This is a genomic window from Campylobacter sp. (assembly GCF_052169515.1).
Taxonomy (GTDB): Bacteria; Campylobacterota; Campylobacteria; order Campylobacterales; family Campylobacteraceae; genus Campylobacter_A.
Genome location: NZ_JBQNCH010000012.1, coordinates 24,208 through 45,900, shown reverse-complemented (window position 1 = coordinate 45,900; position 21,693 = coordinate 24,208). Strand labels below are relative to the sequence as shown.

The following is a 21,693-nucleotide window of genomic DNA, read 5'->3' as shown; positions in this document are numbered from 1 at the left end:
AAGCTTTTATAAATTTTAAATTAGCTAGAATAGAGCAATTTTTACTAAAAGGATATTATGTGAAGATTTTGGTTGTAGACGATAGTTCAACAATGAGAAGAATTATAAAAAATACTTTACAAAGACTAGGACATCAAGAAATTCTAGAGGCTGAGCATGGGCTTGAAGCCTGGAATATCTTGACTCAAAACGAAGGTATAGAGGTTCTTATTACAGACTGGAATATGCCTGAAATGAATGGTCTTGAGCTTGTTAAAAAAGTAAGAGCAGAACAAAAGTATATTGATATGCCTATTATAATGGTAACAACAGAAGGCGGAAAAGCTGAAGTTATAACGGCTTTAAAAGCAGGTGTTAATAACTACATCGTAAAACCTTTTACGCCACAAGTTTTAAAAGAGAAGCTTGAAGACGTCCTTGGTTAATGAAAGATAAATTTTACGAATTAAGTATAAAAACATCAAATTTTTATGATGAAATTTTAGAGTTAATTTTCTCTTTTGGTGTCACTTGCGTTGAAGAGTTAGATCATGAGATCATTGTCAGGGAAGAATATGATCTAGGGGATATAGCTTGGGGTATAGGTGAGTACGCAAAAGGTCTTTCTGATGCTTTAGCAATTCCAAATGATTTAAAAATTTCTCTTAATCTCAAAGAAAATAAAGACTGGCTAGGTGAATACAAAAAGGCTGTTAAACCTATTTTGGTTGATAAAATTTATGTTAGACCTAGCTGGGAAGAACCGCTTAAGGATGTAACAAACATCATAATTGACCCAGCTCTAGCTTTTGGTTCAGGGCATCATGAAAGCACAAATTCTTGTCTTCTTCTTTTGCAAAAATATTCGAAAAGTGGAAAAGCCGCTCTAGATGTAGGTTGTGGAAGTGGAATATTAAGCATTGCTTTATCGAAGCTTGGTTGTATAGTAGATGCTTGCGATACGGACGAGCAGGCCACACAAAGCTCACTTAGCAACGCTAAGCTAAATGGGGTTGAATTTAATAAAATTTGGACAGGCTCTATCGCAAATTTAGAACAAAAATATGACATCGTAGTGGCAAATATCATTGCTGATGTTATTTTTATGCTCTCAAATGACTTGAAAAAATCGCTTAAAAAAGGCGGCTATTTAGTATTGTCAGGAATTTTGAACAAGTACGAAGATAGGATTAAAGATACTTTTAAGGATTTGGAGCTAATTGAGATAAAACAAAGTAACGATTGGAGTAGCTTTGTTTATAAGGAAATAGATGAATAACCAAAATAATAACCAAAATGATAGCAATAATAACGGTTTTTTTAATAAAAATCCTATTTTTATTTTTGCTATTTTCGCAATAGTTATAGTTTTAGCTTTTAGAAGCTTTAGTGGAGATGGACTGGGAGGTTCTTTTGGACTCAACGGTAATGCTCAGAGCAAAATGATAGCTTATTCTGAATTTAAAGATATGCTAAAAAGCAAGCAGCTAAATGAAGTTGCAATCTCTGAAACAACGATAAAAGGTGTTGGCGGTGATAAAATAATATATTTATCAAAACGCATAAATGATCCAACACTTATAAGTTTGCTTGAACAAAATGGTATAACCTATAGTGTTTATAGTGAAAATAACTGGTTTGGTGATCTTTTGTTTTCATGGATTATTCCTGTTTTTATATTTTTTGCTATTTGGATGTTTATTGCTGGTCGTATGCAAAAAAATATAGGTGGTGGCATACTTGGTATCGGAAGTGCGAAAAAACTTATAAATTCTGAAAAACCAAAAGTAAAATTTGATGATGTTGCAGGTGTTGAAGAGGCTAAAGAAGAAGTTCAGGAAATAGTTGACTATTTAAAAAGTCCTGATAAATATCTAAGACTTGGGGCAAAAATTCCAAAAGGAATTTTACTAGTTGGCCCTCCAGGTACAGGTAAAACACTTCTTGCAAGAGCAGTTGCTGGCGAGGCTAGTGTACCATTTTTCTCTATGTCAGCATCAAGCTTTATCGAGATGTTTGTCGGCGTTGGTGCAAGTAGGGTTAGGGATCTTTTTGAAAATGCTAAAAAAGAAGCTCCAGCAATCGTCTTTATAGATGAGATTGATGCAATTGGTAAAAGTAGAAATTCTAGCCCAATGGGTGGAAATGATGAGAGAGAGCAGACGCTAAATCAGCTTCTTTCTGAAATGGATGGCTTTGATGCAGATAAATCCCCAGTTATAGTTATAGCTGCTACAAATAGACCTGAGGTTTTAGATGCCGCGCTTTTAAGACCGGGTAGGTTTGATAGGCAAGTACTTGTGGATAAGCCTGACTTTAAAGGACGTTGTGATATTTTAAAAGTTCACATGAAAGATGTTAAGATTGACAAAGATGTAAGCATCGAAGATATAGCAAGGCTAACTACTGGTTTGGCCGGAGCTGATCTTGAAAATATCATAAACGAGGCTGCGCTTCTTGCAGGACGCAAGTCAAAGGTATTTGTTGAGCAGACTGATCTAGTTGAGGCTGTCGAGAGATCGATAGCTGGACTTGAGAAGAAGTCTCGCCGCGTAAATCCAAAAGAGAAAAAGATAGTTACATATCATGAGTGCGGACACGCCTTGATAGCTGAAGTGACAAAAGGTGCAAAGAGAGTTACAAAGGTTTCTGTCGTACCACGTGGCCTTGCAGCACTTGGTTATACTCTAAATACACCTGAAGAGAATAAATTTATGATGCAAAAGCACGAGCTTTTAGCTGAAGTGGATGTGCTTTTAGCTGGTAGAGCGGCTGAAGAGGTCTTTATAAAAGAAATTTCAACTGGGGCTAGCAATGACCTAGAGCGTGCAACTAATATCATAAAAGCTATGGTTAGCATGTATGGTATGAGCGATGTTGCAGGTCTTATGGTGCTTGAAAAGCAACGTGCGACATTTTTAAATGGCGGACAGAGTATAAAAGACTATAGTGATAAAATGGCTGAGAAAGTCGATGACTTTGTAAAAACATTGCTTCATGAAAGATATACAGCCGTACTTGGTTTGCTAGAAATTTATAAAGGTGCTATTGAAAATATGGTTTCAGCTCTTTATGAAGAAGAGACGATCGAAGGAAAAAGAGTTAGAGAGATCATTAGAAATTATGAAGAAGAAAATGGTCTTGAGAGCAGGCTTGTAGAGCACGAAGAAGACGAAAAAGGTAAAAAAGAGGAATAAAAATGAACGGTTATATCGCAAAAGCAGGGTATAAATATATATTTATCTTTTTGATTTTGTTTGTTTTGTCTTTGCTGTTTGGGATATTGCCGCTTATTTTTACATTCTTGTTTTTATTTTTTCTATATTTTTTTAGAGATCCTGAAAGGGAGCCGTTTACAGACGACAGGCTAGCTTTGCTTTCACCGATAGATGGCAAGATAAAAGAGATTAGTATTTCAAAATTTGATGATAATGAGGTCGCCAAGATAGTCATACAAAAGCCGTTTTTTGGTGTTGGTACACTAAGGGCGGTTAGTGACGCTAAGGTCACTGATATTAAAAGAAGACATGGACTATTTTTGTGTCAAGCAATGAAAATTTCAGAGATATTAAACGAAAGAGCGATTATTCGTTTTGAAAAAGAAAATATTAGATTTGCCATGAAAATTATAGCCGGAGTTTTTAGTAGAAGTTTAGAAATTTATAATGTAAGCACACTTAAGGCCTCTAGGAAATTTGGTTTTTTAGGAAGTGGCGAGATAGTTTTATACTTGCCAAGAGATACAAAAATTTGTGTTAGCGTTGGTGAGAGTGTGAAAGCTGCTTCACTTTTAGGATACTTTGAAGAGGAAAAATAAGATGAATAATATGCAAAAAATGCAATTAATGTATATCTTGCCAAATTTATTTACGGCCGCCAGTGCTTTTTTGGGCGTTATAAGCATCATTTCATCGATACAGGGAAACTACTTTAAGGCGATTATTTACATCGTTCTTTCGCTTATCCTAGACGGACTTGATGGCCGTGTGGCAAGACTTACAAAGACAACTAGTAAATTTGGTGTAGAGTTTGACAGCCTTGCCGATTTAGTCGCATTTGGTGTGGCTCCAGCTATCTTATTTTATCTAACTATCGGTAAAAATTTTGGTAAATTTGGAGCACTTATTGCCGCTATGTTTGTGGTTTTTGGAGCGATAAGACTAGCGCGTTTTAATGTCACCACCGGTACTTATGAGCCAAATGTTTTTATCGGACTCCCTATACCAACAGCTGCCATTGTTAGCGTACTTTGGGTTGGGGTTTATTTAGATTACACATTTTTGGCTGGATTTGAGTGGTGCTTAGTATTGCTAGAGGCTGTTTTAGCGGTATTAATGGTTAGTAATATCCGCTATCCAAGTTTTAAAAAAATAAATTTAAAACAAACCCATGTTATACGAATTTTAGTAGCTCTTGTAGTCGCATTTTCAATGCTTTATCTATATCCATTTGAAAGTGCAACTTTTGTAATGAGTGTTTATGTGCTTTATGGTATTGTAAGAGCCACTATAATGTTTAGTAAAAATTCCAAAAAAAAGGAGAGCGAATGAGTGAAAATGGCGTCATAAAGTCACGAAAATTTTTACCAAAAATCGAAATCAAAAACTCTCTACTGCTACTTTGGTAGCAAATTTCTCTCTATTTATCTCATCAAATTTAAAACAAATAAAACAAAAGGAAAAAATCATGGATAAGAATAAAATTATAATTTTTGATACGACATTAAGAGATGGTGAGCAAAGTCCTGGTGCATCGATGAATACAGCTGAAAAACTTCAGATAGCACTTCAGCTTGAAAGGCTAGGAGTCGATGTGATGGAAGCTGGATTTGCAGCGGCTAGCCCGGGAGACTTTGATGCAGTAAATCAAATAGCAAAACAGGCCTCAAATATCACGGTATGTTCGCTTGCTCGTGCGGTTGAGCGTGACATAAAGGCAGCTGGCGAGGCGGTGGCTCCAGCAAAAAATAAAAGAATTCACACCTTCATAGCAACAAGCCCGATCCACATGGAGTACAAGTTAAAAATGAGCCCAGACGAGGTGATAAGACATGCTGTTAAGGCGATACAATACGCAAAAACATTTTGTGATGATGTGGAGTTTAGCTGCGAGGACGCTGGTAGAAGCGAGATAAACTTTTTAAAAGAAATTTGCGATGCAGCAATAAATGCTGGTGCAAGGACTTTAAATTTGCCAGATACCGTGGGATACCGTCTGCCAAATGAGCTACTAGATATGATCTCGCAAATGGTTGAGTTTGTAAAAGATAGGGCTATTATTTCTGTGCACAACCACAACGATCTAGGCATGGCAACAGCAAATTCGCTAGCCGCTATAAAAGCTGGTGCTAGGCAGGTAGAGTGCACGATAAATGGTATAGGCGAGCGTGCCGGAAATGCTGCACTTGAGGAGATCGTGATGGCCATAAAAACACGCCAAGATATCTTTGCTCCGCTTTATACAAGCATTATCACAAAAGAAATTTATCCGACTTCAAGGCTGATAGCTAGTATCACAGGTATCGAGCCGCAACCAAACAAGGCGATAGTTGGCAAAAATGCATTTGCGCATGAGAGTGGCATACATCAAGATGGCGTGCTAAAACACAAAGAGACTTATGAGATCATCAGTGCTGAGAGTATCGGACTAGAGAAAAATTCACTCGTTCTTGGCAAGCACAGTGGACGCCATGCGTTTAAAGATAAGCTTGCTAGCCTTGGATTTGATCTTGATAGCGAGGCGCTCAATAAGGCTTTTGAGAAATTTAAAGACTTGGCGGATAAGAAAAAAGATATATTTGACGATGACATTAGGGCGCTTGTAGCTGAGGAGATCACTAAGATCCCACAAGCTTACGAGATCACGGCGCTTCTTCAAAGTAGCGGCGGTAGCCTTGCTAGTGCTTCGGTCAGCATAAAACACAATGGCGAGATCATCAGCGACTCAGCACTTGGAAATGGCACGATTGATGCAATATTTAAGGTGGTTGACCGCATAAGTGGCATAAATGGCACGCTCAAAGACTATAAGGTTACGGCCGTTTCGCAGGGCAAAGATGCCCTTGCGAAGGTTGACGTGAAGGTCGAGTTTGAGGGCAAAAGCGCTGTCATGGGACACGGACTTGACATCGACACGATGACAGCAAGTGCCAAAGCCTATGTTGGCGCACTAAATAGCTACCTGCGTATATACAAAAACTAAATTTTTTGCTGGCTGCTAAATTTGCAGCTGGCTACTTCAAATTTAACTCTCTTTGAATAAAGCTTAAAATTTACTAGGGGGTTTCTACCTGCATGCAGTGGGAAGCAAAATTCAGACCCCTTTGTCCCCTTTTCTATAAATTTAATATTATTGAGTAAATTTTAACATTCCATTCACTCGCAAGAGTTGACTACTAAAATTTGGCTTCGCTTATCACTTAGCTCAAATTTTAGAACCGAAATTACTCGTTCATGAAATTTTAAAATTTATAAGAGTTTTTTGTAAATTTATATGTTTTGAGCAAATTTTAAAATTTTACATACTCACCTTAGCAGACCACTAAATTTAAAACCGCGATAGCCAGCTCTAATTTCAAAATTTGTTATAAATTTAGACCTACTACCCAACTATCTTTTTAACAGCCAGTGAGGCGAGATTTAGTCCAAAAGATGCGGTTACGCCCATAAAGCTTCCAAGTGGCTTGCAAATGGGCTCTTCGGTAGAAAAAACTACGTCAAAATTTCCATTAAAGCCTGATCTTTTTAGCTCGTATCTATATTTTCTAGCTAGCGGATCGACCGATGTTTTCCATACTGAGGCCACTTTTATTTTGGTTGGATCGATCCTTTTTGCACCACCCATCGAGGCTATAAATTTGCCAGGATCTACTGCATTTGCAAGGGCGATCTTAGCTGTTATATCATCTATCGCATCGATCACCACGTCAAATTTGCTAAAGTCAAAGCTAGCAATAAATTCTGGCGTGATCAGCATCTGAATAGGCATTATGCAAGGATAAATTTTGGCAAATTCATCGACTTTTACACTGCCAACGTTTTCGCTGTAAATTTGGCGATTTTGATTTGTCACATCAAAGGTGTCTTTGTCGATTAATGTGATGTGTCCGACTCCACTTCTGGCAAGCGCGTCTACGCAAATTCCACCAACACCTCCAACCCCACAGACTAGCACTTTTGCATTTTGTAGCTTACTAAAACCATCATCACCAAAAAGCCATCTTATTCTTGTAAATCTATCATCTTGCATTAAAATTTCCCCTGCAGCGCAACTAGACTCTCATAGGAAGTCATGTCAAGTTTTATTGGCGTGAGCGTCGCAAAGCCCTCATTTACCTTGCTGATGTCGCTTGGCTCGCCACCCTCGTAGTCAAGTGCTGCGTTTCCAAGCCAGTAGTACTCGATCCCTCTTGGGTTGCGATTAAGCGTAGCATGCGTAGCATAGGTGCGTTTGCCAGCTGGTACGACGGTGTAGCCTTTGAAATTTTTGCTTGTTACGGCTGGGATGTTTACATTTAAAAACTCCCTATGATTTAGCAAAATTTCACCCTCTAGCACCTTTGATACGATAAATTTCACGACCTCTTTTGCTAGATTAAAGCCAAGTTCATTTAATGAGTTATTTGCATAAAACTGCGAAAATGCAATGCTTCTAATGCCCTGCAAAACCCCCTCCATCGCTGCTCCACACGTACCAGAATAGGTGATATCTTCACCTAAATTTGCTCCGTGGTTTATACCGCTTATTACAAGGTCTGGTTTTTTGTTATAAAGTGCGTGAAGTGCGAGATAGACGCAGTCACTTGGTGTGGCGTCGTCGAGTTTAAAAAAGTTATCATCAAGCTTGATAAATCTAAGCGGTCTTGTGAGAGTTAGCGAGTGAGCGCAGGCTGATTTTTCTGAGCTTGGAGCTACGATCGTGACATTTATGTCTTTTAATTCGCTTAAAGCTTCTTTTAGGGCAAGTAGTCCAGCTGCCTCAAATCCATCGTCATTTGTTATCAAAATTTCTTTCAAATTTTATCCTTTAAAGGCTTGGATTTTATCACAGCTTTCTTAAAATTTTAAAGAATTTTTGCGTATAATGCCCCTAAAAAAAGACCAACCGAAAGTATGAAAATGAAAATTTTAGTCTCCGCTCTTGAGCCATCGGCAAATTTGCATTTAAAAGAAATTTTGAAAAATTTCGAGGGCGAATTTGAACTAATGGGAATTTTTAGCGAAGAATTTGGCACGCCATATATGAAAAGCAGCGAGTTTTCTGCGATGGGCTTTGTTGAGGTTTTGCCGCTCATTTTAAAAGCAAAAAAGGCGATGAAGGTGATGAGCGAAATGGCAAAAGAGGCCGACGCAGTGCTACTTATCGATAGCCCAGCTTTTAACTTGCCTCTTGCAAAGGCGATAAAAGAGGCTGAGGTAAAGGCAGCCGTGACATATTACATCTTGCCTCAAGTTTGGGCGTGGAAGCCAAAGCGTGTGAGTGCGGTTGAGAAGTATTGTGACAACCTTGCTTCGATCCTGCCATTTGACTCCAAATTTTATAGCCGTTCAACATATGTTGGACATCCTTTGATGGATGAGATAAGGCTTAAAAAAACAAGCCTTAGTAGTAGCGGCAAAGTGGCGTTTTTGCCAGGATCAAGAAGGTCTGAAATTTCAAGACTTATGCCAGTTTATAGGGAGCTTGCTAAGAAGATAGAGGCTAGGAGGCTACTTGTCGTACCACCATTTTTGCTTGATAAAGTGGGTGAAATTTATGGTGATACAAGCGACTTTGAGACCATCACAAACACGCCTGAGGCTTTGTATGATAGCGATTTTGCCTTTATTTGCTCAGGCACAGCTACGCTTGAAGCAGCACTCATTGGCACGCCATTTGTGCTAGCATATAAAGCAAAAGCGATAGATGTTTTCATCGCTAGGAAATTTGTAAAGATCAAGCACGCAGGACTTGCAAATATAATGTTTGACTTCATGGGCAAAGAGCCACTTCATGAGGAGTTTATACAAGAATTTGCGACAGTTGATAATTTACTTAAAGCCTATGAGTGCTGTGATAGGCAGAAATTTTTAAAAGGCTGTGATGAATTGAGAGAGTATTTGTCACATGGCAGCAGCAAAAATGTAGTAAAAATTTTAAAGAATATGGAGTAAAAAATGAGTGAACCAATGACAATATACGGATATGAAAAAATAGAAGCTGAACTAAAGGATTTAAGGCTCGTGCAGCGTCCTCAAATCGTAACTGAGATAGATATCGCAAGAAGCCACGGCGACCTAAAAGAAAACGCCGAGTACCATGCTGCTAAAGAAAAGCAAGCTTTTATCGACGCTAGGATCGCAGAGCTTGGCTCACTTCTTGCAAATGCTGAAGTGATCGACCCAAGCAGCTATGAGCATGATAGAGTTAGGTTTGGCTCAAGTGTTACGATAATGGACGAGGAAACCGAAATAGAGCATACCTACACGATAGTTGGTATTAGTGAAAGCGACATAGATAAAGGCTATATCTCGATAAATTCGCCACTTGCAAAGCAACTTTTAGGCAAGGCTGAGGGCGATGAAGTGGTGCTAAATTTACCAAAGGGTAGAAGCGACGTCGAGATCGTAAAGATCTGCTACAAGCCTATAAAATTTAATTAAAAATATTAAAAAGCGATATCACTAGAGCCAAAATTTATGCTTTATAATAGCCAGTATGCAAGCTTTTGGCTCATAAATGGATTAAATTTATATCTTTTAGTTAAGGCCAAATTTGAGTGAATTTTTATACACACCCGTTATTAAAGATGGTGCGATTTTTATATCTGACGCACATGAAAATGTAAATAGGGACGGCTTTTTAAAATTTTTGCACGCCATTGATAGCGGAAAAATCCCAAAGCCACCACAAATTTTTTTACTAGGAGATATGTTTGATTTTTTAAGCGGTGAGAGTGAATACACTATAAATTTTTACGCCGAGCATTTGAGACTGATAAATAAAATTTCAGAAAAGATAGAGATCTTTTATTTTGAGGGCAATCACGACTTTAGACTTTCAAATTTATTTAATAAAACAAGAGATTTTTGGGATGGGCATGAGGTGCAAAGCTATAAAAATGTCAAAATCTATGACATTTCTGCACAGCCTGCAAATTTTAAGACGATCAATGAAGAGCGCGTCCAGATCGCACATGGTGATATATTTTTACCTTTTATAGATAAATACGCGCTTAGATTTTTACGTGTAAGATGGTTTTTAAAATTTATGAATGCTTTGGATAAAATTTTACATTTTAAAATATCAAAAGCGATACTAGCTAGACTTACCAAGAAAAATTTAGACTACAAAATTCCTAATTTTGAAGAGTTGATGAGCAGGCATTTACGTGGCTACAACGCTAATATAATAATAGAAGGGCATTATCATCAAGGTAGGCAATTTAATATTTATGATAGATTTTATATAAATTTACCTTGTTTTGCATGCGAGCAAAGTTATTTTGTTGTAGAATACGCCCAGCAAAAATTAAATTTGCTCAAAATGAGTTTGAAAGGACATTGATGTTTGGAGATAACGTACTAAAAACGGACTCAAACGAGATGGAACTTGTTGATTTTCGTATCTTTAAAAAGACCGAAAACAAAGTATATGAAGGAATATACGGAGTCAATGTCGCAAAGGTGCGGGAGATCATTAAGATGCCAAATCTTACAGAGCTTCCTGGCGTTCCCGAGTATATCGAGGGAATTTTTGATTTAAGGGGCGTGGTGATCCCTGTCATAAATTTGGCAAGATGGATGAATATTATCGAGCCAACCGAAGGCGTAGTTATAAAGCCACGTGTTATTATTGCTGAGTTTAGTGGTATTTTGATCGGTTTTATCGTTCATGAGGCAAAAAGGATCAGGCGTATAAGCTGGAAAGATATCGAGCCTGCAAATTTTGCTTCAGGTTCTGGGGCTTTAGATAAAGGCAAAATAACAGGCGTAACAAGAATAGAAAATGATGAAGTTTTGCTTATTCTTGATCTTGAAAGCATAGTAGAAGAGCTTGGAATTTACTCACCAAAGATCGAATTTGATGTAACAGACGATCAAAAATTAAAAGGTGTTTCTTTAGTTTTAGATGATAGCTCGACTGCTAGAAAACTAGTAAAAGATGCTCTTGAGAAAATGGGACTTAGCGTGGTTGAGGCCAAAAACGGCGTTGAGGGCTTGGAGAGAATGGAAGAGCTTTATCAAAGATACGGAGAGAACCTATCAAAAGAGCTTAGAGTTATCTTAAGCGATATCGAAATGCCACAGATGGACGGATACCGCTTTGCTTCAACTCTTAAAAATGATGAAAGATTTAAAGAGGTTCCAATAGTATTTAACTCCTCATTGAGTAATGATTTTAGCGAAATCAAGAGCAAAGAAGCTGGTGGTGCTGCGTATCTTACTAAATTTGATGCGAGTATATTTTATCAAGAAGTGCTAAAAGTTATTGAAGCACATTCTAAATCTGCAAAATGAGGTGAAACATGGATGATATGAAAGAAATAATGGAAGACTTTTTAATAGAAGCTTTCGAACTTATTGAGCAGATAGATCATGACCTTGTTGAGCTTGAGTCAAATCCTGAAGATTTAGAATTATTAAATAGAATTTTCCGTGTTGCTCACACAGTAAAAGGTAGTTCAAGCTTTTTAAATTTTGATGTTTTAACAGAGCTTACTCACCATATGGAGGATGTTTTAAATAAAGCTAGAAAAGGCGAGCTAAAGATCACTCCAGACATTATGGACGTAGTTCTTGAGTCAGTTGATATGATGAAGGGCTTGTTAAGTAGCATTAGAGATCATGGAAATGATACAGCTGCTGGTATTGATATTAAAAACATTTGTACAAGACTTACTCAAATTTCTGAAGGTGAGGCCCCAACAGCAGCTCCTGAAGCTCCTATCACACCAGTAGCTGAGCCAGTACCAGAACCGGTAAAAGAGCCAGAACTAGCTGCACCTACCGAAGAAGCACCAGAGATAAGTGATGCTGAACTTTCAAAACTAAGCGACTCTGAAGTAGAAGCCGAGATAGAGAGACTTTTAAAAGTTAGGAAAGCTGAAGATAAGGCTAGGCGTGCTTCAAAAGGCATAGCTCCAAAATCTCCTAGTGAGATAGCTCCGGTTGCAAGTAGCACTTCAGCTCCAGCTGCAAAAGCAGAAAGTAAAGAAAAGGATGGAGATAAAAAAGTCCCAGCAGCAAGTAGTGGTGCAGTAGCTCAGGAACAAACTATACGTGTTGAGGTAAAAAGGCTTGACCACTTAATGAACTTAATCGGCGAGCTTGTTCTTGGTAAAAACCGCTTATTAAAAATTTATGATGACGTGGAAGAGAGATACGAGGGAGAGAAATTTTTAGAAGAGCTAAATCAAGTAGTTTCAAGTCTAAGCTTAGTAACGACTGATATACAGCTTGCTGTTATGAAAACAAGAATGCTTCCAATAGCAAAAGTCTTTAATAAATTCCCGCGTATGATACGCGATCTTAGCCGCGACCTTGGTAAGCAAATCGATCTTGAAATTTCAGGTGAAGAGACTGAGCTTGATAAGTCAATCGTAGAAGAGATCGGCGATCCGCTAGTGCACATCATCAGAAATTCATGCGATCACGGCATCGAGGATCCTGAGACAAGAAAGGCAGCAGGCAAGCCTGAAAAAGGCCTTGTTCAGCTAAAAGCTTACAATGAAGGCAATCATATCGTTGTTGAGATAGTTGATGATGGTAAGGGTCTAGATGCGGATATGCTTAAATCTAAATCGATAGAAAAAGGCATCATCACCGAACGCGAAGCTGATGCGATGAGTGAAAAAGAGGCATTTGGCCTTATATTTAGACCAGGATTTTCAACTGCGGCAAAAGTCACAAACGTATCTGGCCGTGGTGTTGGTATGGACGTTGTTAAGACAAATATTGAAAAGCTAAATGGTATCATTGATATTGAAAGTGAAGTTGGAAAAGGCACGGTTATGAAGCTTAAAATTCCACTTACACTCGCGATTATTCAATCACTACTTGTTGGAACACAAGAAGAATTTTATGCTATTCCACTTGCTAGCGTTCTTGAGACTGTTCGTGTGCCTATTGACGATATATACACGATCGATGGCAAAAATGTACTAAGGCTAAGAGATGAAGTCTTATCTCTTGTTAGACTTTCTGATGTATTTGGTGTAGAAAAAGCATTTGATGGTGGAGAGCAAACCTATGTCGTAATAATCGGTGTCGCCGAAGCAAAACTAGGCATCATAGTTGATACTTTGGTTGGGCAAGAAGAGATTGTTATCAAATCAATGGGTGATTATCTACAAAATATTCCAGGTATTGCTGGTGCTACTATTAGAGGTGATGGCCGTGTGACCTTGATTATAGATGTTGGTGCTATGATGGAGATGGCAAAAGATATCAAGGTAGACATTAGAGCCGAAATAGAAGATAGTACAAAGGCAAAGGAAAAGCCAAGTGATTATAAAGTCTTGATAGTTGATGACTCCAAAATGGATAGGACTATCATGCAAAAAGCACTTGAACCAACCGGAGTAACAATAGTAGAAGCCACAAATGGTGTTGAGGCGTTAGGTGTTATAAAATCTGGTGAGCACTCTTTTGATGCGATTTTGATTGATATTGAAATGCCAAGAATGGATGGATATACACTAGCTGGTGAAATTAGAAAATATTCTAAATATCGTAATTTGCCACTTATTGCTGTTACATCAAGGACGTCAAAAACAGATAGATTACGTGGCGTAGAAGTTGGAATGACTGAGTATATTACAAAACCATATTCAGCCGAATACCTAGAAAATGTTGTTAGAAAGAATATAAAATTAGCTTAGGGGTAAAGGATGGACAATAAACTAAATCAAGTTTTAAATAAACAAAAACAGCAGATAAATGGAACCGAGCTAAAAAATAACGAGGACATAGTCCAGCTAGTAGGTTTTGTGGTCGGAGAGGAAGAATACGCAATACCTATTTTAAATATTCAAGAGATAATCAAGCCTATTGAATACACACGTGTGCCTAGCGTGCCTGATTATGTCCTTGGTGTATTTAACTTACGTGGCAACGTTATTCCTCTTATTGATTTAAGAAAACGTTTTTCGTTAAATGTTACAAAACAAAGTACAAACACAAGATATATTGTCATGAAAGACGGAGATAACATCGCGGGCTTTGTGATAGATCGCTTAACAGAAGCTATCAGAATAGACCGAAATAGAATCGATCCGCCACCAGAGACTTTGGTAAAAGACAAAGGCATGATCTATGGCATCGGTAAACGCGATCAAAATATCCTTACGATTTTAAAGGTTGAAAGCCTTTTAAAACGTGATTTTTAGGACTCATCTTGATAAAACTTTGTGTTTTTGATTTTGATTCTACGATAATGGACGGCGAGACGATAGACATTCTCGCCGCTGCCAACAATGCCAGCGATGAGGTGGCCAGCATAACAAAACGTTCGATGAACGGCGAACTTGATTTTTTTGAAAGCCTTACTAAAAGGGTAAAATTTTTAAAAGGCATGCCACTTTCAAAGGCTGATGAAATTTGTAAAAATTTACCTATAATGCCAGGAGCTAGCGAGCTAATCGCTACTTTAAAGCAAAAAGGTATCAAGGTCGTGGTTTTTAGTGGTGGATTTCACATAGCGACTGACATCATGCAAGAGAAGCTTAAATTTGATGCAAATTTCGCAAATATTTTGCATCATAAAGATGGAGTTTTGACTGGTGAAGTTGGTGGAGAAATGATGTTTGGTAGCTCAAAAGGTGATATGATAGATCGCTTAAAAGGGCTATTAAATTTAGAAAAAAGTGAGATTATGTGCGTTGGTGACGGAGCTAACGACGTGTCGATGTTTAGAAAATGTGATCTAAAGATCGCCTTTTGCGCAAAAGAAATTTTAAAAAAAGAGGCGACACATTGTGTAGATATCAAAGATTTGCGTGAAATTTTAAAATTTATAAGGTAAAAAATGTACGACAATGAAGCTAAATTTTCTCTTTGGTGTGACTTTATAGAAAGAGATTTTATACAAAACGAGTTTAGTGATATGCTAGAAAGTGGCATTATAAACGGAGCAACAAGCAATCCAGCTATCTTCAAAACAGCATTTACTTCGCCAGCTTATAAAAAGATTATAGAAAGTAGCAATAAACGTCATCCAAAAGACCTTTATGAAATTTTAGCGACACAAGATATAAAGATCGCTGCATGTAAAATGCTAAAGCACTATGCAAATGGAGATGATGGTTTTGTTAGCATTGAGGTTGATCCAAATTTATGTGAAGATACAGCTGCCACAATAGAAGAAGGCATGAGACTTCACAGCTTAATTTCGATGCCAAATGTCATGATAAAAATTCCAGCCACAAAAGAGGGCTATGAGGCAATGAGCGCACTTATGGCAAAGGGTATTAGTGTAAATGCAACGCTCATTTTTTCTCCAGATCAAGCAAAACAATGTCTTGAGGCTTTTAGCGAAGGTTCTAAAATTTACACGAGTCGCTTTGTAAATACAACTATGCCAAAAGGTGTAGTAAGTGTTTTTGTTAGTAGATTTGATAGAAAACTTGATGATGCAATGGCTGCAAAGAGTTTGCCTACTGGACAGGTTGGAATCATGAATGCTGCAAATATATATCACATGATTGAAGATTTTGGGCTAGAAAATGTAAGAACACTTTTTGCAAGTACAGGCGTAAAAGGTGGTAGCTTAAGAGGGGATTACTACGTTAGAGAACTAATGTATAAAAACTCCATCAATACAGCACCAATCGAAACTATAAAAGAATTTATCAAAGCAAAGTCAGAGATAAAAAATGTGCCTAGTAAAGAAAATATCTTAAGCTTTTTTCAAATTATAAAAAATAATGATATAGACATAAATATTATTTATAAAGAATTGTTAAATGATGGATTGAAACAGTTTGTATCAGCATTTGATGATATTATGAAATCCCTTTAAACAAAGAACTAAGATAATAATATAAATATAAAAAGCAATCATTCCCAAGTAAGCTTTATTTGAAATTTATAAAGTATTGGATAAAATCAGCACCTATTTTTTATGAAAGGAAAACGATGTTAGAAGGAATCGTTAGAGAGAGTATCGGTAAGAAGTCTGCAAAGGCTTTGAGAAGAGATGGTTATCTAATCGCCAACATTTATGGCAAGGGATTAGAGAATATTGCAGCTGCTTTTAAAGTAAATGACTTTATTAAAGAAGCACGCAAAAAAGAGAGCCTTGCTTTTGATGTAAAAGTAGGCGGAAAAGTTTATAATGTCGTTATTGTTGATTACCAAAGAGATGTTGTTACAAGCGATCTAAAACACGTAGATCTAAAAGTAGCACTTCCTGGTGTTTTATCAAAATATATGATCCCAGTTAAGCCAGTTGGAACACCTATTGGTCTTAAAAACAAGGGCGTTTTGATCCAGTCAAAAAGACGTCTTTGTGTAAAATGTACAGCTGAAAATTTACCAAATTCATTTGAAGTAAATGTAAGCAAGCTTGACATCGACGACACTATCCTAGTTCGCGATATCAAAGCTCCAGAAGGCGTCACTATCATTGATGCCGACCGTGTTGCGGTACTTGGAGTCATAAAAGCTAAATAAAAAGGGCCTTTGTGACACTAATAGCGGGGCTGGGAAATCCTGGCCCCAAATACGAAAACACTAGACACAATATAGGCTTTATGCTTATAGACCTCCTAAAAGACTCAAATTTTAAAGATGTTAGCTCAGCCAAATTTCAAGGCGAAGTTTTTAAATTTAACGACATTATCTTACTAAAGCCAACGACCTTTATGAATCTCTCAGGTCAAAGCGTAAAGGCAGTAAAAGACTTTTATAAGCCAGATAGGATCATTGTTATCCATGACGACCTTGATCTTAGTTTTGGTGCGGTTAAATTTAAAAAAGGCGGCAGTAGTGGCGGACACAACGGCATAAAATCAATTGATGGGCTAATTGGCAACGACTACGAAAGGGTGCGTGTTGGCATTGGGTACCTTGGGGATGCTAAAAATTTCGTCCTTGGTGAATTTAGCGGTGAAGAAAAAATGGCTTTAGATGAAATTTTAGCCTATACAAAAAATGCGGTTTGTGAGCTGTTGAAAAGTGATATAAACGAAATTTCACAAAAATTTACGGTAAAAAAAGGTCTTATCAAATGAAACTATATGCCAGATATGTTGGCTGGGTCTACATAAAATCTTTTCTTATTGTATTTTTAGCTTTAGAGCTTTTTTATGTTGGTATTGATCTACTGATAAATTTAAAAGATTTGCCGCTATCTGCAAACCTTCAGCTTCTTTATGTTGGTTTTACATCTCTAAGTGCCATTGGTTATATTTTGCCGCTTTCCCTCATTTTTGCACTCATTATCTTGCATGTAAATATGGTTCGTTCAAACGAACTAATTAGTCTTTATGCTCTTGGCATTAGTAAAAATGGATTGATTTTGACACCATTTTTTATCTCTCTTTTTATTATAATTATTTATGTCGGTTTGAATTTTACTCCATTTGCCTATGCGCATGATTATCAAAAAAGTATTGCTAAAAATACGGCTTTTTCAAAAAGCACAACTGATTCGTTTTTGAAATTTGAGGGGAAATTTATTTATATCAAGGAGTTAAATTCTGCCAAGCAAAGAGCAGATGATGTTAGAATTTTTGACATAAATGGAACAAATTTACTTTCTACTACTTTTGCAGATTATGCTAAATTTAAAGACAATGAGTGGGTTTTAGAGGATGTTAATCAAACCGTTTTGCCACAAATTTTAGAGCTTGGAGAAGCTGGGTTTATCAAAACTAAAATAGAGAGTTTGGATGCTTTAAAAGGCTTTAAGCCAAAAAGCATAGAAAGTGCTGCAAGTGTTGAAAATTCGAGGTTTAATATACCTGATGCGATAAATTTTATAAAGACATTTAAAAATGAGGGCATAGGTCTTGATAGTGCAAAAACGGCCTTATATAATCTTGCTATTGCTCCATTTTTTGCCCCATTTTTACTACTTATTTTTTACTATTATTTGCCAGTAACCGGTAGGTTTTTAAACATTGCCCTTTCAACATTTATCTTTGTTGTTATAACGCTTGTTGTTTGGGGACTACTCTTTGTCCTTGCAAAATTTGCTCAGGCTTCAGTTATCCTACCGGAAATTGGCATAGTCTTGCCAGTCATTTTGCTTTTTGCATACTCCATTTATCTCATAAAATCGCATCGTTAAGCCAAATTTTGGCAACTTTTTTGTAAAATCAAGCCATTTTAACAAAGGCTATTTTATGGATTTTAAAGAGCTTGCAAGTAGATATAAAACCCCACTTTATATTTATGATTTTAATCATATAAAAAACCGCTATGAAGCACTAAAAAACGCATTTCATGCTAGAAAATCTCTGGTTTGCTACGCTGTAAAAGCAAACTCAAATTTAAGCGTTTTGAAATTTCTAGCTGGTCTTGGGGCTGGTTTTGACTGCGTCAGCATTGGCGAGGTCAAAAGGGCGCTACTAGCAGGTGCTAAGAGATATCAAATCATATTTAGTGGTGTTGGCAAGAGCGATGAAGAGCTAAAAGAGGCTTTGGAAAATGAAATTTTACTAATAAATGTCGAGAGTTTTGCCGAACTTGTAAGACTTGAAGAAATTGCAAAAAGCCTAAATAAGAGAGCCAGGATAAGCATTAGAGTAAATCCAGGTGTTGATGCAAAAACACATCCTTACATCTCAACTGGGCTAAACGAAAATAAATTTGGTGTTGATGCAACGACGGCTAAGAGAATGTACATCCACGCTAAAAATTCAGACTTTCTTGAGCCAACTGGCATACATTTTCACATCGGCTCACAGCTAACTTCTCTAGGCCCGATAATTGACGCTGCAAATATCGTTAGCGAGCTTTTAAGAGAGCTAAAAGCACTTGAAATAGATATCAAATTCTTTGACGTTGGCGGCGGACTTGGCATCATCTATAACGACGAAAAAGAGATAAATTTATACGACTACGCACAAGGAATTTTGGGTGCACTAAAGGGTCAAGATGTAACTATCGTTTGCGAGCCAGGCCGCTTTATCGTGGGCAATGCTGGCTATTTTGTCACAAGTGTTTTATATGAGAAATTTAACGGCAAAAAGAGATTTATTATCACTGACGGCGCGATGAATGATCTCATTAGACCAAGCCTTTATGGTGCTCATCACGAAATTTTTGTCTACGGCAAGGACGAAAATTTAAGCCCATGCGACGTGGTTGGCCCAGTTTGTGAAAGCGGCGACTTTTTGGCAAAAGATATAAAACTGCCAGAGTGCAAGAGTGGCGATCTAGTCGTGGTTAAAGGGGCGGGCGCCTATGGATTTAGCATGAGCTCAAACTACAATACAAGAAATAGAGCCGCTGAAGTTTGCCTGCTTGACGGAGAAGATAGGCTGATAAGAAGACGCGAGAGCTTCGAAGATGTCGTGGCTTTGGAGAGAGATTTTCTGGAGAATGGCGATGCAAGAGCTAAATGAACTTAGAAAAGAGATCGATGCGATCGATGATCTCATTTTAAATAAGCTAAATGAGAGAATGGGACTAGTTGAGCAAATCGGCAAGCTAAAACAAACTACTGGGACGCCTATATATCGCCCTGAGCGTGAGCGAGCTATCATAAACCGCCTAACAAGCCTTAGCAAAGAAAAAGCTTTAAACAAGGCTGCGATCGAAGCTATCTATCTTGAAATTTTTGCCGTTAGTAGAAATTTGGAGATGCCGCAAAAGATCGTCTATCTCGGACCTGAGGGTACTTACACACATCAGGCAGCGCAGAGTAGATTTGGTGCGATGAGCTCTTATCTGCCGCTTGCGACTATCGAAGCTGTATTTTCAAAACTTGCTCACAAAGAGGCAAAATATGGCGTCGTGCCGATAGAAAATAACACAGAAGGTGCTGTAGGCGCTACACTTGACTGCTTGGGTAAATTTAACGATGTAAAAATCGTCGCCGAGCTCTATATCGACATCCACCACAGTTTTGTCAGCATAAATGAAGATTTAAAAGAGATAAAACGAATTTACTCGCATCCGCAAGGATACAACCAGTGCCGTAAATTTTTAGAAGATCACTTACTAAACGAAGTCGAATTTGTCCCAGCAAAATCAACCGCAGCAGCCGCATATATGGCCTCTATGGATAGAAATGCAGCCGCCATTTGCTCAAAGATCGCAGCTAAAATTTACAACGTGCCGATCATCTATGAGACGATCGAAGATAATATGGCAAATAGGACGAGATTTTTGATTTTAAGTGATTTTAAAAACGCAAGAGTTGAAAACTCAAAAACCTCAATACTTGCCAAGACCGATCACAGTCCAGGACGCCTTGCTGATCTGCTCCAAATTTTTAAAAATGAAAATATCAATATCACAAAACTTGAGTCACGTCCTATAAAACAGCGCGAGTTTAAGTCAATGTTTTATCTTGATTTTGAGGGGCACATAGACGATGAAAAGGTACAAAATGCCTTTGAACTTGCAAAAGAGAGCGGTGCTGAGATTACGTGGCTGGGAAGCTATTTAAACGGAGATGAGTGATGAAATTTAATGATTTTTTAGATGATCTAGTAAATTACGAGGCTGGAAAGCCAATTGAGCTTGTAGTTAGAGAATTTGGCATCGAGGCAAAAGATGTGATAAAACTAGCTAGCAACGAAAATCCATTTGGTACGAGTAAAATGGTAGAAGAGGCGCTAAAAGATGTTGCCAAAAACGCACATTTATATCCTGATGATAGCTATTTTGAGCTAAAAGAGGGGTTGGCTAAAAAATATGATGTTAGCAGTAAAAATTTAATAATCGGCTCTGGAAGCGACCAGATCATAGAGTATGCACTACACGCAAAAGCGAACAAACAAAGCGGCGTTTTGATGGCTGGTGTGACCTTTGCAATGTATGAAATTTATGCAAAGCAAACTGGAGCAAAAATTTATCGCACAAAGAGCATGGGACACGATCTAAATGAGTTTTTGGAAATTTACAACGCCAAAAAAGATGAAATTTCAGTCATTTTTCTATGTATGCCAAACAACCCTTTGGGTGAGTGTTTAGATGCTGAAGAGATATTTAAATTTATAGAAAAGATCGATGAAAATACACTTGTGGTGCTTGATTGTGCCTACAACGAATTTGCAAAATTTAAAGATAGCAAAAAAGAGATAAGACCAAGCGATGTGGCTAAGCTTAAAAATGTCATCTATCTTGGAACATTTTCAAAGGCTTACGCACTTGGTGGCATGCGCGTGGGATACGGCATAGCAAACGAGGAGATCATAGGTGCACTTTCGAAGTTAAGAGCACCCTTTAATATAACAACTCCTAGCCTAAAAGCCGCAATTGTGGCTCTTGGCGATGATGAGTTTGTGCAACAAACCATGCAAAATAACTTTGATCAAATGAAAAGATACGAAGAATTTGCAAAGCAAAACAACATAGAATTTATCCCAAGCTATACAAATTTCATAACATTTAAATTTAATGAGCCAAAATCAAGCCAGATATGCGAAAAGATGTTAAAAAAAGGTATAATTTTGCGAGATCTAAAAAGCTATGGCCTAAATGCAATAAGAATTACTATTGGACTTGGGTGGCAAAATGATAGAGTTTTTGAAGAATTAAAGCAGATTTTAAAGTAGGA

The 21,693-nt window shown here is 37.5% G+C and carries 22 protein-coding genes; 20 read left to right on the top strand and 2 right to left on the bottom strand.

Features of this window, described 5'->3' with window-relative positions; all coding sequences use genetic code 11:
* The first annotated feature begins 59 nt into the window (after positions 1-59).
* The 6 genes from ACTTKV_RS05780 to ACTTKV_RS05755 all read left to right on the top strand — a co-directional run bounded on the left by ACTTKV_RS05780 (position 60) and on the right by ACTTKV_RS05755 (position 6,180).
* Positions 60-425, top strand: coding sequence for a chemotaxis response regulator CheY (locus ACTTKV_RS05780; protein WP_103588417.1), 366 nt, complete (start codon positions 60-62; stop codon positions 423-425).
* Positions 425-1,258 (top strand): 50S ribosomal protein L11 methyltransferase, encoded by an 834-nt coding sequence (locus ACTTKV_RS05775; protein ID WP_442549672.1) that lies wholly within the window; start codon positions 425-427, stop codon positions 1,256-1,258. Before ACTTKV_RS05780 ends, ACTTKV_RS05775 begins: the two co-directional genes overlap by 1 nt.
* Positions 1,251-3,176: an ATP-dependent zinc metalloprotease FtsH gene (gene ftsH / locus ACTTKV_RS05770; RefSeq protein ID WP_442549671.1), complete on the top strand. Its 1,926-nt coding sequence runs from the start codon at positions 1,251-1,253 to the stop codon at positions 3,174-3,176. The genes ACTTKV_RS05775 and ftsH overlap by 8 nt, the downstream gene beginning before the upstream one ends.
* A 2-nt stretch (positions 3,177-3,178) precedes the next feature.
* The gene (locus ACTTKV_RS05765; RefSeq protein ID WP_442549670.1) at positions 3,179-3,796 is read left to right on the top strand and encodes a phosphatidylserine decarboxylase; all 618 of its coding nucleotides are present in this window, start codon (positions 3,179-3,181) and stop codon (positions 3,794-3,796) included.
* 1 nt (position 3,797) lies between these two features.
* Positions 3,798-4,529, top strand: a complete 732-nt coding sequence (gene pssA, locus ACTTKV_RS05760) for a CDP-diacylglycerol--serine O-phosphatidyltransferase (RefSeq protein WP_442549669.1) — start codon at positions 3,798-3,800, stop codon at positions 4,527-4,529.
* Between the two features lie 136 nt (positions 4,530-4,665).
* Positions 4,666-6,180: a 2-isopropylmalate synthase gene (locus ACTTKV_RS05755; protein WP_442549668.1), complete on the top strand. Its 1,515-nt coding sequence runs from the start codon at positions 4,666-4,668 to the stop codon at positions 6,178-6,180.
* 399 nt (positions 6,181-6,579) lie between these two features.
* Here the strand turns inward: ACTTKV_RS05755 and ACTTKV_RS05750 are convergent, their stop codons facing one another.
* Entirely contained in the window at positions 6,580-7,227 is a 648-nt protein-coding gene (locus tag ACTTKV_RS05750; RefSeq protein ID WP_442549667.1) for a tRNA threonylcarbamoyladenosine dehydratase, read from the bottom strand.
* Positions 7,227-7,994 (bottom strand): 5'/3'-nucleotidase SurE, encoded by a 768-nt coding sequence (surE, locus tag ACTTKV_RS05745; protein WP_442549666.1) that lies wholly within the window; start codon positions 7,992-7,994, stop codon positions 7,227-7,229. The genes ACTTKV_RS05750 and surE overlap by 1 nt, the downstream gene beginning before the upstream one ends.
* 102 nt (positions 7,995-8,096) lie before the next feature.
* Here surE and lpxB point away from each other — a divergent pair, with 102 nt between their 5' ends.
* The 14 genes from lpxB (at position 8,097) to hisC (ending at position 21,691) form a co-directional block, all read left to right on the top strand.
* A complete protein-coding gene (lpxB, locus tag ACTTKV_RS05740; RefSeq protein ID WP_442549665.1) occupies positions 8,097-9,131 on the top strand; it encodes a lipid-A-disaccharide synthase in 1,035 nt (344 codons plus the stop codon).
* Between the two features lie 3 nt (positions 9,132-9,134).
* Positions 9,135-9,620, top strand: coding sequence for a transcription elongation factor GreA (gene greA / locus ACTTKV_RS05735; RefSeq protein ID WP_087577567.1), 486 nt, complete (start codon positions 9,135-9,137; stop codon positions 9,618-9,620).
* Between the two features lie 112 nt (positions 9,621-9,732).
* Complete coding sequence (locus tag ACTTKV_RS05730; RefSeq protein ID WP_442549664.1) at positions 9,733-10,524, top strand: UDP-2,3-diacylglucosamine diphosphatase; 792 nt, start codon at positions 9,733-9,735, stop codon at positions 10,522-10,524.
* Positions 10,524-11,477, top strand: a complete 954-nt coding sequence (locus tag ACTTKV_RS05725) for a chemotaxis protein (protein WP_442549663.1) — start codon at positions 10,524-10,526, stop codon at positions 11,475-11,477. Before ACTTKV_RS05730 ends, ACTTKV_RS05725 begins: the two co-directional genes overlap by 1 nt.
* A gap of 8 nt (positions 11,478-11,485) precedes the next feature.
* The gene (locus ACTTKV_RS05720) at positions 11,486-13,840 is read left to right on the top strand and encodes a chemotaxis protein CheW (RefSeq protein WP_442549662.1); all 2,355 of its coding nucleotides are present in this window, start codon (positions 11,486-11,488) and stop codon (positions 13,838-13,840) included.
* Positions 13,841-13,849: 9 nt separating this feature from the next.
* Positions 13,850-14,347 (top strand): chemotaxis protein CheW, encoded by a 498-nt coding sequence (locus ACTTKV_RS05715; protein ID WP_442549661.1) that lies wholly within the window; start codon positions 13,850-13,852, stop codon positions 14,345-14,347.
* A gap of 8 nt (positions 14,348-14,355) precedes the next feature.
* The gene (serB, locus tag ACTTKV_RS05710) at positions 14,356-14,982 is read left to right on the top strand and encodes a phosphoserine phosphatase SerB (protein ID WP_442549660.1); all 627 of its coding nucleotides are present in this window, start codon (positions 14,356-14,358) and stop codon (positions 14,980-14,982) included.
* A 3-nt stretch (positions 14,983-14,985) separates the two neighbouring features.
* A complete protein-coding gene (locus ACTTKV_RS05705; protein WP_442549659.1) occupies positions 14,986-15,978 on the top strand; it encodes a transaldolase in 993 nt (330 codons plus the stop codon).
* 116 nt (positions 15,979-16,094) lie between these two features.
* Positions 16,095-16,631, top strand: a complete 537-nt coding sequence (locus ACTTKV_RS05700; protein WP_442549658.1) for a 50S ribosomal protein L25/general stress protein Ctc — start codon at positions 16,095-16,097, stop codon at positions 16,629-16,631.
* Between the two features lie 11 nt (positions 16,632-16,642).
* Positions 16,643-17,191, top strand: coding sequence for an aminoacyl-tRNA hydrolase (pth, locus tag ACTTKV_RS05695; protein ID WP_442549657.1), 549 nt, complete (start codon positions 16,643-16,645; stop codon positions 17,189-17,191).
* A complete protein-coding gene (locus ACTTKV_RS05690) occupies positions 17,188-18,252 on the top strand; it encodes an LptF/LptG family permease (protein ID WP_442549656.1) in 1,065 nt (354 codons plus the stop codon). Before pth ends, ACTTKV_RS05690 begins: the two co-directional genes overlap by 4 nt.
* Before the next feature lie 55 nt (positions 18,253-18,307).
* Positions 18,308-19,531, top strand: a complete 1,224-nt coding sequence (gene lysA / locus ACTTKV_RS05685; RefSeq protein ID WP_442549655.1) for a diaminopimelate decarboxylase — start codon at positions 18,308-18,310, stop codon at positions 19,529-19,531.
* Positions 19,515-20,594 (top strand): prephenate dehydratase, encoded by a 1,080-nt coding sequence (pheA, locus tag ACTTKV_RS05680; RefSeq protein ID WP_442549654.1) that lies wholly within the window; start codon positions 19,515-19,517, stop codon positions 20,592-20,594. Before lysA ends, pheA begins: the two co-directional genes overlap by 17 nt.
* Positions 20,594-21,691: a histidinol-phosphate transaminase gene (gene hisC / locus ACTTKV_RS05675; RefSeq protein ID WP_442549653.1), complete on the top strand. Its 1,098-nt coding sequence runs from the start codon at positions 20,594-20,596 to the stop codon at positions 21,689-21,691. The genes pheA and hisC overlap by 1 nt, the downstream gene beginning before the upstream one ends.
* The last annotated feature ends 2 nt before the right edge of the window (positions 21,692-21,693 follow it).